The organism is Collinsella sp. AM13-34, from assembly GCF_003473055.1.
Classification (GTDB): Bacteria; Actinomycetota; Coriobacteriia; order Coriobacteriales; family Coriobacteriaceae; genus Collinsella.
Map to the genome: position 1 here is coordinate 1 of NZ_QRLE01000013.1, position 16,050 is coordinate 16,050.

At 59.7% G+C, this 16,050-nt stretch carries 8 protein-coding genes; all 8 read right to left on the minus strand.

What is annotated here, in order from left to right:
* Window positions 1-93 precede the first annotated feature (93 nt).
* The 8 genes from DW151_RS06550 to htpG all read right to left on the minus strand — a co-directional run bounded on the left by DW151_RS06550 (window position 94) and on the right by htpG (window position 15,867).
* Complete coding sequence (locus DW151_RS06550; RefSeq protein WP_370448023.1) at window positions 94-2,907, minus strand: phosphoenolpyruvate carboxylase; 2,814 nt, start codon at window positions 2,905-2,907, stop codon at window positions 94-96.
* Between the two features lie 257 nt (window positions 2,908-3,164).
* Window positions 3,165-4,478 (minus strand): histidine--tRNA ligase, encoded by a 1,314-nt coding sequence (gene hisS, locus DW151_RS06555; RefSeq protein ID WP_118335002.1) that lies wholly within the window; start codon window positions 4,476-4,478, stop codon window positions 3,165-3,167.
* Window positions 4,479-4,781: 303 nt separating this feature from the next.
* Window positions 4,782-5,537 carry an MFS transporter gene (locus tag DW151_RS06560; protein ID WP_118335003.1) on the minus strand — a complete coding sequence of 252 codons (756 nt, stop codon included), beginning with the start codon at window positions 5,535-5,537 and terminating at the stop codon, window positions 4,782-4,784.
* 92 nt (window positions 5,538-5,629) lie between these two features.
* Entirely contained in the window at window positions 5,630-6,928 is a 1,299-nt protein-coding gene (locus DW151_RS06565) for a M20 family metallopeptidase (RefSeq protein WP_118335005.1), read from the minus strand.
* A gap of 116 nt (window positions 6,929-7,044) precedes the next feature.
* A complete protein-coding gene (locus DW151_RS06570) occupies window positions 7,045-8,028 on the minus strand; it encodes a DMT family transporter (RefSeq protein ID WP_118335006.1) in 984 nt (327 codons plus the stop codon).
* A gap of 333 nt (window positions 8,029-8,361) precedes the next feature.
* Complete coding sequence (locus tag DW151_RS06575) at window positions 8,362-10,551, minus strand: YhgE/Pip domain-containing protein (RefSeq protein WP_118335008.1); 2,190 nt, start codon at window positions 10,549-10,551, stop codon at window positions 8,362-8,364.
* On the minus strand, window positions 10,552-13,326 hold the full coding sequence (locus DW151_RS06580) for a YhgE/Pip domain-containing protein (RefSeq protein WP_233543363.1): 2,775 nt from the start codon (window positions 13,324-13,326) through the stop codon (window positions 10,552-10,554). It lies immediately after the preceding gene.
* Between the two features lie 516 nt (window positions 13,327-13,842).
* The gene (gene htpG / locus DW151_RS06585; RefSeq protein ID WP_118335012.1) at window positions 13,843-15,867 is read right to left on the minus strand and encodes a molecular chaperone HtpG; all 2,025 of its coding nucleotides are present in this window, start codon (window positions 15,865-15,867) and stop codon (window positions 13,843-13,845) included.
* Window positions 15,868-16,050: the final 183 nt, after the last annotated feature.

The window sequence follows — 16,050 nt, forward strand, 5'->3', positions numbered from 1 at the left end:
CACGAAGTGCGCAGCGAGGGCTTCTTGCATGTCCGAGGACGCGCCGGAAAGCAGGCATACGGCGGGCCCCGGTGAGAGCCACAGGGCTATCGATTACCCCGTGTTTTGCAATCCTGCCGAGACGCCGGTCACAGTCGAAAGAATCAGGCTCATGTACTCGGCCTTCTTCTCCTCGGCCATCTCGTCCTGGTTCATGCGCACCTCGCGAAGGGCGCGGACTTGGGCGATGGACAGGGCGTCGACGTAGGGATTGCGCACGCGAACGGCGCAGCCGAGCACGCGGCGGCGCTGCAGCGGCCACTCGTCACCGACGATGGCAAGGACCCACTTACGGGTGAGCTGCATCTCGGTGAAGACCTTCTCGGACAGATCCTGGCGATCGCCCAGGTGCAGATACATCTTGGCGATGCGCTGGTCGGTCTTGGCGATCGACATCTCGATGTTGTCGATAAAGGTGCGGAAGAATGGCCACTCCTGGTAGGCAGCCTTGAGCTGGTCAAGATCGCCCAGCTGCTCGCAGGCGGTGCCCAGGCCGTACCAAGCGGCCAGGTTAATGCGTGCCTGGCTCCAGCTGAAGATCCACGGAATGGTGCGCAGGTCGTCGAGCGACTTGGCACCCAGGCCGCGCTTGGCCGGGCGCGAGCCGATCGGCAGCAGACCGACCTCGGTCAGCGGCGTCACGGTCGAGAACCACGGTGTAAAGTCCTCGGTGTTCAGCAGGTCCAGATAGCGCTCATGGCTTACTGCGTTGAGCTTCTCCGCCATATCCCAGAACTTCTGCGTGGTCTCGGTGTTGGTCTTCTCGACGCTCGGGGCCGACTGCAAAAGCGTTGCGGCGGCAACGGACTCAACATGGCGCTGAGCCAGCGTGCGGTTACCGTAACGGGCAAAAATGACCTCGCCCTGCTCGGTGAGCTTAAAGAAGCAGTTGACCGAACCCTTGGGCTGCGCCAGCACGGCCTTGTTGGCCGGGCCGCCACCACGGCCCACGGCACCGCCGCGACCGTGCATGAGCACCAGGTCGATATCGTTCTTCTCGGCCCACTTGGCAATGCGCTCCTGCGCGGAGTGCAGCGCGAGCATGGCCGTGGTAGGACCGGCATCCTTGGAGGAGTCGGAATAGCCCAGCATGACCTCCATGCGGCGGTTGGTCTGGGCAAGGCGCTTTTGCACCACGGGCAGCGTAAGCATCTGGTCGAGCACGTCGACGCAGCCCTCGAGGTCCTCGAGCTGCTCGAACAGCGGGATCACGTCGAGCTCGGGGACATCCTCCTCGTGTGCAAAGGACAGGTGGGCAAGCTCAAAGACGTCGGCCACATGCTGGGCGCTCTTGGTGAACGAGATGATGTAGCGGTGCGCCATCTTCTTGCCGTAGCGCTTTTGGATGGAGCCGATGGCGCGGAAGGTATCGATGACCTCGCGCGTCATGGGCTGCAGATCGCCGTGGATACCGTTCTCGTGGATATCCTTGAGGGCGCGGGCGTGCACCACGGAGTGCTGACGGAACTCCATCTCGACCATATGGAAGCCGAAGGACTCGACCTGCCAGATGATGGTCTGGACCGGGCCGTAGGCAGCACGAACGGCACCGCAGGCGGCCAGGGAGCGCTGAACGACACGCAGGTCATCCAGGAACTCGTCTGCGCTGTGATACATGGTGTCGGTGATGCGACGAACGGTGGCGTTCAGACGGTCTGCCATGACGAGCATGACGGCGCGATGCGGCTCGTGCTCGGAGATCAGCTCGGCGCGGGCCGTGTACTGGGTGCTCATCTCGACCTGATGGTTCCACAGGTTGATGAGCTCGGCAGACGGCTTGCTGTAGGTGGCCTCGAGCGTCAGGTTGCGGCCGATGCGGCGGCACTTGTCCTCGAGCTTGAGCACCATGTGAGTGAAGTACTTGGCGGCGACCTCGCGGCTCACCTTGGCGGTGACGTTGGGATTACCGTCGCGGTCGGAACCGATCCAGCTGCCGGGATGGAAGAACGCCGGGCACAGCGGCGGCACGGTACCGGCCTTGTCGCCCAGCACCCAGTCGTCAAAACGACGATAGATAACGGGGATGACGTCGAACAGCGTGTTATCGAAGATGTCGATGATGGTATCGGCTTCCTCGACCGGCGTGGGCTTCTTGAGCGCGATGGGGCTCGTACGCACCAGGGCGTCGATCTCCTGCAGCATATGGCGCTCGTTCTCCACCAGGTCGGATTCGCCCAGACGCGGGCGCTCCTCCAGCAGGTTGGAAATACGGCGAATCTTGCCCTCGACGGCCTTACGACGGGCCTCGGTGGGATGTGCGGTAAAGACAGGGTGGAACTCCAGCTTGTCGAGCAGCTCGTTGGCGCCCTCGACACCCATCTCGTTTACCAACTGGTGATAGGCGACGGTGAGTTCGTTGGCGGGATCGACCTCGGTATCGGTCGACGCACCGGCCTCGCGCTCGCGCAGCTGCGCCACGCGGTAGTTCTCCTCCGACAGGTTTGCCAGGTGGAAGAAGCTCGTAAAGGCGCGAACGATGACCTGCTGCTTATCGAGCGGCAGGCTGTCGATCAGATCAACGACCTCGCGAAACGCCACGGCGGTGGGCTCGTCGGCAGTGGGCACGCCCTGCTCGTCGACGGACTCGTCGGCAGCACGGGTGCCGGGGTTTCCGGCGTTGGCCACAATCTCGGCTGTCAAAATCTTGTCGAACAGGTCCGCGATCTCGGGATCATACTCGCTAAGCACACGGCGCTCCAGGCGCAAGAACAGCGCCAGATTGTCGCGCAGCTCCTCGGGGATCTCGATCTCGGCGAGACGCTCCTTGGATTCGGCATTCGAGCCGATTCGGTTAACGAGGCGGTTGACCACGGCAGCGACGCGCGCCGCGGCTTCGGGTACAGACTGGTTGCTTAGGTTCTCAGCCACGTTTCCTCCCATTCCTCCTTCTATGCACGTAACATGCGGTATTCATTATAGGCACTCGGCAAAAACTTTCGGCGCTGATTGCGCTTTACCACACAAAAGTTTTTTCTGCATTGCAAGGGTTTTTGCCCTAAATGGTCGTATTTCTCGGTGGGCGGCATACGTAAACGGGGGCATTCCGCATAAAAGCGAAACACCCCCGTAACAATCGCTCTCCATGAGCAGGGCACGTTAGCAGGCCCGCAGCTCAAAAAGATGCGCTACAGGCGCTCGCGAACCGCCTCGACGACGTTGGCCAGATCGACGAGGGCCTCGTCATGGCTCTCCATGTCGCGCACCTTGACCTTGCCGGCAGCAAGCTCGTCGCCGCCCAGGACCAGGATGAGCTTGGCGCCCACCTTATCGGCCTGCTTAAACTGGGCCTTGAGCGAACGGCCCTGATAGTCGGCCTCGGTCACAATCCCTGCGGCGCGAAGCTGCTGCGTAATGGCAAAGACGTTCTGACGCAGCTCCTTGCCGGCATTGGCGACGTAGACGCACGGGGCCTCCTCGGCACCCAGGTCACTGCCAAAGGCCTGCAGGGCCAGCAGGGCGCGCTCAAAACCGACGGCGAAGCCAACGCCGGCCGTGGGCTTGCCGCCCTCGAGCTCGACCAAGCCGTCATAGCGACCGCCGCCACCGATGGAGCCGACGCCGGCGCCAGGGGCCTCGACCTCAAAGACGGTACGGGTGTAGTAGTCCAGGCCGCGCACCAGGGTGGGATCCTCGACGTACTCGATACCGGCGACGTCCAGATAGCGCTTGACCTGCTCGTAGTGCTCGCGGCACTCATCGCACAGGTTGTCGCCCATCAGCGGGGCGTCGGCCATGATCTCGCGGCAGTGGTCGTTCTTGCAGTCGAAGGCGCGCAGCGGGTTAAGCTCGGCGCGCTCGCGGCACTCGTCGCACATCTCATCGGCGTGGTCGAGAATGAACTGCTTAACCTGCTCGCGATAGGCCGGACGGCATTGGGCATCGCCCATCGAGTTAATGAGCAGACGGAGCTTGGACAGATCGAAGCCCAGGCGCTTGTAAAACTCCATGAGCATAATGATGCACTCGGCGTCTGCCGCCGGATCGGGAGCGCCGAGCCACTCGATGCCCACCTGATGGAACTGGCGCAAGCGGCCCTTCTGGGGACGCTCGCCACGGAACATGGCCTCGGCGTAGTAAGCCTTAAACGGCGTGGAGCCCTGGGGCACCAAGTTGTTCTCCACGACGGCGCGCACCACGCCAGCCGTGCCCTCGGGACGAAGCGCCAGGCGCTGCTTGGGCTTGAGCTTGGTATCGGTGCCCTCGGTAAAGACGCGCTCCAGGTTGGCGCCGCTAAACACGCGGAACATCTCCTTGCGCACGACGTCGGTCGACTGGCCGATGCCGTGGACAAACACGTCCACCTGCTCGATGGCGGGCGTCTCGATGGGCTTAAAGCCAAACGGCTCGAACACGCCGGCAGCAATCTGCTGCATCTTTTGCCAGGCGCGCATCTCAGCGCCGATAAGGTCGCGGGTTCCCTCCGCCTTCTGTGCCTGCATGGGCAAACACCTTTCTTTTGTATCGCGTCATAGGTAGTGGACATTATACGGCACAAAGCAGCAACGCGGCGGCGTGTCTGACCGAACGAGGGTATGGGGACTCGTTCGGCCAGACACGCCGCCGCGGTTTGTGATCCCTTTTCCTCCGTCCCCTTCGGATTACGTGATCCCTTGGGGACGGAGGAAAAGAGATCATTTCGTAGGCCCGTGGCTGCCCTGGAAACCGAATGACGGTACGAGCATCCATTCGGCTTCCAGGGCAGCCACGGGCAGAACAGGCAAACAGGAATAGGCGGCGACCCGCTACTCCCCCGTCACGCTTGCGCGCAGCTTGGCGGCGATGGGCTCGGATGCCAGCAGGAACACGAGCATGACCACGGAGCACGCCAGGCACACGATCCAGGTGCTCGCAAAGGAGCCCGTGGCATCGAACAGCACGCCCGAGACAATGGCGCCCACGGTGCCGCCGACCATCTCGAGCGAGGTAATGGTGCCCGTGACCTTGCCGAGATCGGCCATGCCAAACTGCTTGGACGCGGCAATGGTAGGCGTGATGGTACCCATGCACGTTCCGATACCAAAGCTCGCAGCGGCCACAATAGGACTAAGGTCCGTCGTCGGGAAGCACAGCGCCACACAGGCGACAATACACGCAACGGAACCCAGCACGTTGCCAAAGCGCAGGCCAAAGCGGTCGTAGATGACACCGAGCGAAATCTTGGCGATAACGACCGTGACCATGCAGGCAGAAAGCACCGTACCGGCCCACATGGGGTCGTGGCCACCCGTGACGATCTTGGCGCCGTTGACGGTAACGCTCGTCATGTTCGTAACTTGGTTGGGCAGGATGGCGCCATTGAAAAGCCCCATAAAGAGGAAGGCGACGACAAGCAGCCAAAACGCCGGGCTCTTCTTGATGCGAGACCAGCCAACGTTAACCTCAGGAGCCGTGTGCTCGTCCTTATCGCCGGCCGTCGAGACGGACGGGTCGCTCGGGTTCTCGCCGAGCGGCTTCAGGCCAATCTCGGAAGGCTTGGTGCGGAAGGAATAGTCATGCAGTTAACGAAAATGGTGTAGCACGTGGCCATGATGACAAAGCCGGAGGCCACCACGAGCCAGCCGGGGAAATATTTACTTTGCTGGGACATGGATTACTCCTTGTGGTCCGCAATGTATCCGAGAGCGACGGCGGCATAAGCCGCGGCGCCGAGAGGAAGCTCGGCATCGTTAAAGCGCGCCTTGGGATGATGCTGGGCAAAATGCTCGTCCGTATCGGTCACGGCCGCGCCCACGGTAAAGTACGCACTCGGAATCTCGCTCGAGATAAGCGCGAAGTCCTCGCTCGCCATGGCGTGGAATAGCGGCAGGAAGGCAGCCTTGGGCAGCACCGCGCCCACGTAACCAAGCGAGGCCTGGGTCATATCGCTGTCGAGCACGAGCGGCGGAACGTCCGAAAGCGTCTCGATGGCTGCCGGCGTACGATATGTTGCGGCAACGCCGTTGACGACCTCCGCGATACGCTCCTTGAGATGAGTCATGAGCTCGACATCGAAGCCGCGCAGCGTCCCCTCGAGCACACAGGTGTCGGGGATGACGTTGGCCGCCAAGCCGCCAGCGAACTTACCAACGGTAAGTGCGACTTCCTTGGCCGCTGGCACCTCGCGGGAGATAAGCTCCTGGAGCGCCAGGTGCACATGGACGCCGGCCGTGATGGGGTCGATGCAGATCTCGGGGCTCGAGCCATGGCCGCCCTTGCCCTGCAGCGTGATGCGGAAACCGTACACGCCCGAAAGCGCCGGGCTCCCATAGAGCACCAGGCCGAGCGGCGATTGGCTGTTGACGTGCATGGCAAAGGCAGCCTGGGGGCGCGGGTTCTGCAGCAAGCCATCGGCGATGGCAGCGCGTGCCCCCTCAAAGGTCTCCTCACCCGGCTGGAACAGCAGTTTGACGGTGGCATTGGCGTCGACAAGCTCGGCCTCGCGGGCCTTGAGCAAACGGGCCGCGCCGAGCAGCGCCGTCGCATGCATATCGTGGCCACAAGCGTGCATGCAGCCGTTGGTGGATGCAAAGGGCTCGCCCGATTCCTCGGCAACGGGCAGGGCATCCATGTCGCCGCGAAGCATGATAACCGTACCGGCTTGTTCGTCCGTGCAGACGCCATTGCCCTGGGCCGCGGCGGCACCGGCGCCGACAAGGCCCACAACGCAGGAACCATCGACGAGCGTGGCAAACGGGATGTCCATCTCGGTCAAGCGCGCTTGGATATACGCAGAGGTCTGTGGGAGGCTATTACCCAGCTCGGGCATCTGGTGTAGATCGTGTCGCCATGCGGCAAGCTCACCGGCAAATGCCTGGGCTTCTTTGACTAGGCCATCGCCGATAGCGGTCTGCGCCGCCGTGGTAGCCTGCGGCGCTGGTTGCGGTTGAAGATCGGACAGAGCTGGTGCCATAGATGCCCTCCAGTAACGTTTTTGCAGCACGCACTTTGACAGCGTAAAGTGCAAGGCACAACTGTAAGGGCATGACATAAAAAACGCCGCCCTGGGAGGGCGGCGCAACAAGTTGTTTACAATTGCGGGCGAGATTTTCGGCGCAAGAAATCGAAATGCGTCTCGCTCAAGATAATCGACAAAAAGATGAGCGCAAAGCCGGCAAGCAGGCGCGAGGTGAGCGCCTCCCCCATCAACAACACCGAGAACAGCACACCCGAGGGCGACTCCATCGAAAGAAGCAACGAGCCCGTCGAGGCCGGGACGTGCGCCAGACCGACGTTTTGGACGAGCAGTGCCACGCACGTGCAGCCCACCGAGAGGAAGACCATCACGCCGATAAAACTCGGCGTCCACACGGACAGAGGCGCCTGAGTCTCGAATAGTAGCGACGTGATTAAGCTCAAAACGCCATTGCCCACAAACATCCAAAACGTGATGACGTTGATATCCATCTTGCGGCCATACTTGGCGGTCACCGCCATCTGGATAGCAAAGAAGACCGCGCCGCCCAGCGTGATGGCATCTCCAGCATTGAACTCGACGCTATCGAGTGCCACCAGGCCAATGCCCGCCAGGCACAGCAATGCAGCGCCCAAGTTGTAACGGGTAAGCCTTTCTCCGCTCAGGACATAGCTCGCAAACGGCACGAGGATGCAATAGGTACCCGTCAAAAAAGCACTCTTGCCCGCCGTGGTCTGCGCCAGGCCAATCGTCTGCAAACCGTACGCGCCCCACATAAGTGCGCCCATACCAAGCCCGACGATAAGGTTGCGAGCATTAAAGTGTGCGATGATGCGTTTGCGGAAGATGGCGAACATAACCAGCGAAGCCGGGAGAAAGCGAACGTAGACCAGCTCGAACACCGGAATGGTGTCGAGTGCGTCCTTCATAGTGGTAAAGGAGTAGCCCCAGATAATCGCCACCGAAAGCAGTAGAACTTTCCAGAACAACGGCGAGCGTGCGCCGGCACCCCGGGGAATACCACCCGCGCCCAAATCCTCACGGGCCACAGGGCTATCGGGCATGTTTTCGATTTCGTTGGCAGCGTATTGGGCCATGGAACATCCTCGCGCTCAATCTGGGCGTGGTGTCCGCACGCGCGTGACCGCATGCCGCCTCATGGTCAAATAAAAACGGGGCGCACCGGACCCCCGGTACGCCCCGCTACTGTAGCAACAACCAAGTAACCCACGCAATTCACTACGCTAAAGCGTCGGTACAGAAAACCTCGATGTTCCGGCAACGTCAGCGAAAACGCCCCTAAGCGAGCAAGGTGACGTGAAATGGAAGGGCGCTGACCTTCTGGTCGCGCCCTTGAAATTGAACGTCAGATTGCCGCTTAGGGACGTTTGCAGCGTCGAGCCGTTACGCGGTTTGGTAAAACCGCGTAACTAAATAAGCTTTGTTGACTCCAGCTTTTCGATAATCCAGTCGTTGGCTTTGATGACCGGGCGGCGGAAGACGACGCCCAGTGCCAGCGACGGAATCAGATAGCTCGCCAGAATGCCAAGTTCAACCCAGTACTCCATATGGTAGGCGCCAGCCATGGCGGCATGCATGGCGTTGATGCCGTGAGTGAACGGCAGGAACGGGTAGATCGCCTGGAACACGGGGCCGGTCATCTCGATGGGGAACGTACCGCCTGAACCGCCGACCTGCATGACCAACAGCACGACAGCGAGCGCCTTGCCGATATCGCCAAACGAAACCGTGAGCGTGTAGACGATATTGGAGAACACGAGACTCGCGACCCAGCCCGCCAGCACAAACTGCAGCGGGTTGTCGCACTGAATGCCAAAGAACAGAATGTCGCCCGCGCACACGAGCGTTGCCTGCAGCAGGGCCAAACCGCCAAAGAACAGGTAACGGCCCAGATAGATCTCGTGCAGGCGTACGGGGATGAGCTCGTTGATAAGCTCATCGTCAACCGAGACCTTCATCATGGCCGCCAGAACAATCGAGCCCACCCACAGCGACAAAATCGTGTAGAACGGCGCCATGGCCGAACCGTAGTTGCGGATCGGATAGACCGGCTTGCGATCGAGCGCAACGGGGCCAGAAAGCGACACGGCCAGACCCTCGGGATCGTTGCCGATCATCGTCTTGATCGTGGCCAGATCGTCCGACATAAGAGCACCGTCGAGCTCGTCCTTGAAAGCGCTAATCTTGTCCGACGCCTCACCCAGTTGGTCAGAAGCCTTGTTGACGAGCTTTGCGGCTTTGGACAGACCCTTTGCGAGCGAGCCAGAGGCGTCGGTCAGACCGCTCACGGCGCTATCCAAGTCACCCGAGATACCGTTCAGGGAATCCAGAACGCCCGAGATGGTCTTCTTAAGCTCCTTGGCCTTAACCGAGAACGTGGAATCGTAGTCGGACTTGGCTCCCGAGATACCCGCCTTGGCATCGGCGATGGCCTGGTCGACCTCGGCACGCGAGTTGTTGACCTCCGCCATGCCGTCCGAAAGGGACTTTGCGGTCGCCGTCAGGTCCTTCGCATTGTTGCGGTACTCCACGGCAATTCTGCCCAGCGACGTAGCAACGGACTTGAGATCGTCTTTGAACTTGTCGTCACTCACCTGGTCGGCAAGGTTGCGGAGCTGATCGGCCATCGCATCGATATCGTCAGCACGCGTATTGAGCGCCGCTGCGGCTTCGTTGAGCTGAGACACCGTAAGGTAAACATGCTGATTCGCGGCATCGAATGCCTTCGCAAGCTCGGCGGACACGTTGTCGAACGAGCCCGCGCTTCCGTCAATCGCCGCGTCAACGGCATCGTTGGCGGCCTTGAGCGCTTCCTTGGAATCATTGATGCCGCTCTTGGCGTGCTCCATCAGCTGCTTCGTCGACTCATCAACGGTGCCCGTCTGCTTGAGCATGCCGCCCGCCGATGTCAGTGAATCGGACGTGGAGCTCAAAATGCCCGCGAGCGACGTCGCACTCGCCTGAACGTCCTGCAGGTCCTCGACCGAATCGCCCAGCGTCGAGGACAGATTGGCGATAAAGTTGCTCACCTGGTCGGTACTCATATAGTCGAGCAGGCTGGACACGGTCTTAAGGCCGATGGTCGTGATGGTCTTGGTAAAGGTCTCGTTGACCTGACTCTGGACGGCGCTCGAACCCTTTTCAGTCACGATCTGTGCGATGGCGTTGGCCTTCTGGTTCTCATAGAACTCGATATCGGCGTGCTTCACCTCGGTCGAGAAAAGCGTCATCATGTCGGCGCTAAACGTTTTAGGGATAACGACGGCAGCGTAGTACGCGCCCGACTTAACGCCCTCAATCGCCTTATCGCGGTCGTTGAGGACGACCCAGTCGAAGTTCTCGTTGCCGCGCAGGGTGGCGGTTACGTTTTCGCCCACGTTGACCTCGACGGGAATCAGATCGCTCTCGTAACCCTCATCGGTGTTGACCACTGCAATCTTAAGGTTGCCGGTATTGCCGTAGGGATCCCAGCTTCCGGCGATGTTAAACCATGCATAGAGACATGGCACGATGATCAGGCCCATCACGACGACTATGCCGATCACGGAGCGAGACACGTTTTGGACATCGCGCTTAAACAGGTGCAGGATGTTTTTCATTTATGCCTCACCTCCTTTAGAGTGCTTGCCAAGCGAGGTGGTGTCCCCGTCGTTTCCGTTTACGTTGTCAGCGCCGTCGGCATCTTGAGCCTTACGATGCGCACCGATATGCGACAGACGGCTCGTAGGCTGTTCGCCTCCCTTGGCGCCACGCTCGCTGGCGTTGAGACCAAACATGCGACGGGCGGCAGGGATGGCAGCCGTGTGCTCGCGCATCTCGCGGCGAAGGTCCTCGTCCGAAAGCGCCGAGATACGCATCTGGGTATTGAGGCTCGCACGGATGTATTCGATGTTGATGAGCCAGCCGCAGATGGCGATAACCGAAATGATCCAGATAACGAGCAGGATGATCTTGCCGTTATTGTCGATATCGAGCACCGTCGAAAGCACAAAGAGCAGAACCTGCACGCCTACCACGGCGGCAAAACCGCCCTTGATGTAGTACGGGTAGCGATGCTCAAACGCCACGGCATGATCGAGCAGCTCGCGACGGTACGAATCCGAATCGAGCATGACGCGCATGGCCGTGCGCAGCGAATAGCGCTGGCGCGGTAGGTCGTTGGACTCGCAGATCATTAGGCCCGTCGTGGAAAGCTGCTTATCAAAGAGCAGATTGAGGTTGAGCAGCAACGGGCGCAGCTGCAGACCGATAAAGAGCGCGATGGCAAGGAACACGCCCAGGATGCACAGGTTGAACAGGTAGTTGAACGAATACATGCCACCGACGGTCTCGCGCAGCAGGTTGATGCCATAAGTGAAGGGCAGCAGCGGATGCAGCCATTGGAAGAAGCCGGGCATCATCTCGATGGGATACATGCCCGACGAGCCGGGGATCTGCACAATGACGAGGATGACGCCAATGGCTTTACCGATATGCTTAAACGTGGTGGACAGCGCATAGATGATGTTGACGTAGGTGAACGAAATAGCGATGCCGCCCAGTACAAAGAGCAGCGGATTGACGCACTGAACGCCAATGACCAGGTCGCCCACCGTAACGATAATGGCCTGGAACGCGCCCAGGATCACCAGCAGCAGCCAGCGGCCAAAGTAGCCCTGACGCGCCGTAAAGCTACCGATGCCCTCGCGGTCGACCTCGAGTTTATAGATAGCGATGAGCACATAGCCGCCTACCCACAGCGCCAGATTGGTGTAGAAGGGCGCGATGCCCGAGCCAAAGCTCTTGACCGGATAGATTGACTTGGACGTCAGCTCAACCGGAGATGCCATGAAATCTGCCACGTCATTGACGTCGACGTCCATGAGGTCGGCTAACTCGCCCATAGACTCAGAGGTCTGCAGCGCCGCAATGTCATTGGCGGCGGTCGCGAGCTTGTCCTGAACCTTGGCAAGGGAGGCGTCGGTTTGGGACAGCGTGGTCTTTGCCTGCTTGAGCGTGGCGTCGAGCTGCGCCAGCGTGCCGCGCGCGCTCGCTATCGTGGGGGTCATACCCGACACAATGCCGGTCAAATCGCCCGAAACGGCGGCAAAGGAGTCAAGCGCGCTCGAAGCCTTCGGAAGTGCGTTCTGACCCAGATCGGTCTGAGCCTGACCGAGGCTAGCCGTACCGGTCTGAATTGCCGCGTTGAGTGCGTTGCTCGCGTTCGAGATTGCCGTAGCGTCGTTTGCCATGGCGCTCGACTGTGCAGAAAGGCCATCCTTGATGCTCTGCAGCTTCTGGTTTTGCTCGCGAAGCGAATCGATGGTCGATACAATGCGCGCGTCAATTTCCTCGGAACCTGTCGACGTGTCATTAACGAGAATCTCCAAGTGCCCGATAACGGCCTTATTGTGATCGATCGTCGCCTGGAGAGACTCGAGCGAGTTGTCGATGCGGGTGGTCGTAGATGTGACCGTACCCGTTAGCTTGCCAATCGCAGCGTTCGCGGAGGCTGACGTCTTGGTGAGTGCAAGGCTACCTTCCGAGAGTGCCTTGGAGAGCGAGGTGATAGAGTTGCCCGCCGTGGCGCGAGCCTCGCCCAGCAGGTCGTTGCCCTGGGAGATTGCCTGCGTCAGCGACGGTGCCTGACCTTGCAAGCCGGCAAGCGCCGCATCAGCCGAGGCGATAGCGCCACTCGTCTTATCGATGGCGGCATTCATATCGCCAATCGAATCGCGCACCTCACCCAAGGTGTCGGATGCCTCGGACACCGAACTTGTCAGCGAGTCCTGAGTCTGGGTTGCCTTGTCCTTTAAATCGATGCCGGCATCCTTGGCGATGCCCGCTACGGTCTCGCCCACCGTGGAGACAAACTCCGAGTTGATCTGCTCCTCGATGGTGTTGGCACCGGTATCGGTAACCTTGGGCGCAATGGCGCTCTTTTTCTCGTTGACGTAATAGGTCAGCTTAGGCTGATGGTAATTGCCATCGAGCATCGAGACGAGATTGTCGGAGAAGTTCTTGGGGATTACAATCGCCGCGTAGTATTCCCCGCTCTCGACGCCCTCTTTGGCATCGGCAGCCGAGTCGACGAAGGTCCAGCCCAGCCGATCGTTTTCCTTGAGCTGGTCGACCACCTTATCGCCCGCATTGAGCTCGCCCACTAGGTCGTTCTGGGTGCCCTGATCGTTGTTGGCGATGGCGATTTTAATGCCCTGGGTATTTCCGTACGGATCCCAGTTGGCAACGATGTTGTACCAGGCATACAGCGAGGGAATGACGCACACGCCCAAGGTAACCACCAGGGCGACGGGGTTCATAAGCAGTCGCTTAATGTCGCGCTTAAATATCGCAAAGGAGACCTTTGCGTTGGATAGTTTGCTGCCGAGACTCACGCTTGGACCATCCATCCTGTCGTTGAATCAAATCGTACTATCAACAACCATTGTACGTAGGCGCTTTAGCGTCTCGAAGCACAATGGTATTGAGTTTTGCGGGTAGCAATATACTACGAAGATTAGTTAACGTACAGTTGTACAGTATCTCAAATTTCAGCAGGTCGCAAAACCACAACCCGCACAAATTAGCAATCCGAATAGTCATTGGGAACGTTCTTAAATGACTAGTCAAACAAGAACGTCCCCGATGACTACTTAGGGCCACGAAAGCGTCGCAGGTTGAGCATAAGTCAGCGAAAACGCCCCTGAGCGAGCAAGGTGACGTGAAAGAGGAGGGAAGCGTACTTTGGTACGCGACCGACGATTGAACGTCAGATTGCCGCTTAGGGGCGTTTGCAGCGTCGACCGGTCCGTCGTTCGTTAGAACGGCGGAACCAATAGGTTCGTTAGAACGGCGGAACGAAGGGCAGCGTCGAGTAGTTACGCGGTTCGTAGAACCGCGTAACTACCCAATTACATAAGCTCGCAGACAGCTGCTGCGAAGGCAACGGGGTCCTCGGGGAGGATGCCCTCGACCAGCAGGGCCTGATCGTAGAGCAAGCCGGAGTACTGCTTGATCTTATCGGCGTCGCCTGCCTTCTGGGCAGCGACAAGCTTGTCAAAGACCGGGTGCTTGGCGTTGAGCTCGAGCACGCGCTGGCTCTTGGGCATGCCGTCGGGCGCGCCCTCGGGCCCCTTCTGGAGCACCTTCTCCATCTCGAGCGAAAGCGGACCCTCGGTGGTGATGCAAGCGGGGGCATCGGTCAGGCGCGCGGAGATGGCAACTTTCTCGACCTTGTCACCGAGCGCCTCCTTCATAGCGCTAAAGAGGTCCTCGTTTTCCTTGGTGGCGTCCTCGGCCTCCTTCTTCTCGTCCTCGGTCGCCAGATCAAGATCGCCAGTCGCAACGTTCTTGAGCTCCAGGTGACGATCCTCGACCTCGGGCTCGGCACCGTCGGCAACGGCCTTTTCGGCAGCCTCGCGGGCGGCGTCGTCCTCGTAGATCTTGGGCATATCGGCGGCCACGTACTCACGCATAGCCTGGAACGTGAACTCATCCACATCCTGCGTCAGCAACAGCACGTCATAGCCGCGCTCGAGCACGCCCTTTACCACGGGCATCTTGGCCAAGCGCTCACGCGAGTCGCCGGCGGCGTAGTAGATGGCCTTCTGATCCTCGGGCATGCCCTTGGCATACTCGGCCAGGGTGATCATCTTCTGCTCCTTGGCAGACCAGAACAGCAGCAGGTCGGCGAGCTCGTCGGCCTTCATGCCGTAGCTCGAGTAGATGCCGTACTTCAGACCGCGACCAAAGTTCTCAAAGAACTTCTCGTATGCCTCGCGGTCGTTGTCGCGCATGTCCTCAAGATCGGCAGTGATCTTCTTCTCGACACGCTTGGCAATGGCCTTGAGCTGACGGTTCTGTTGCAGCGTCTCACGCGAGATGTTGAGCGTCACGTCGGCAGAGTCCACGACACCGCGCACAAAGTTGTAGTAGTCGGGCAGCAGGTCGTCGCACTTCTCCATAATCAGAACGTTGGAGCTGTAGAGCGCCAGGCCCTTCTCGTAGTCCTTGCTGTACAGATCGAACGGGGCGCGACCCGGCACAAACAGCAGCGCATCGTACTCAAGCGTACCCTCGGCATGGAAGCTGATAGTGCGCGCGGGATCGTCAAAGTCGTGGAACGTGGACTTGTAGAACTCGTTGTAATCCTTCTGCTCAACGTCGGAGCTGCGCTTTTTCCAGATCGGCGTCATGGAGTTGATGGTCTCGAGCTCCTGGTAGTCCTCGTACTCGGGCTTGTAGTCGTCGCCGGCGTCCTCGGGCTTGGGTTTCTGGCGGCTCTTGCTCACCATCATCTGAATCGGGTAGCGCACATAGTTGCTGTACTGCTGAATCAGGCTCTTGAGGCCCCACTCGGTCAGGAAGCGATCGTAGGTCTCGGCCTCGCCGTCGGCGTCGAGCTTCTCGTTCTCGCGCAGCGTCAGGATGACATCGGTGCCGTGCTCGGCGCGCTCGCCGTCTTCGATGGTGTAACCCTCAAGACCATCAGACTCCCACACGTGAGCGGTGTCCTCGCCATAGGCGCGGCTGACAACCTTTACGTGGCTGGCAACCATAAAGGCAGAGTAGAAGCCCACGCCAAACTGGCCGATGATGTCGACATCGGAGCCCTGTTGCTCGGCGTTCTCGGTCTTAAACTCCTCGGAGCCGGAATGGGCGATGGTGCCCAGATTGCGCTCGAGCTCCTCGGCGGTCATGCCAATGCCGTTATCCGAGATGGTAATGGTGCGGGCGTCTTTATCAAAAGAGACGCGAATAGCCAGGTCGCCCTGGTCGAGCTTGACACTCGGATCCTGCAGGCTCTTAAAGTTGAGCTTGTCGACGGCATCGCTCGCGTTGGAGATAAGCTCGCGCAGGAAGATTTCCTTATTGGTGTAGATGGAGTTGATCATGAGGTCGAGCAGTTTTTTGCTCTCGGTCTTAAATTGACGCATGTGCAGTCCTTTCGCGCTACCCCCGTCCGCAAAAACGGCCCGGTTGCCCGAGCCGCATTGCAGACCTGCTATGTTCAGACTTAGATTTTATAACCCATTAGCGCGCATATATACATACGGAATCGAAAAACTGTATGTCCAAACGCTCTGATGCGCCAATTGCCAAGGAGTGTCCCCGACTGC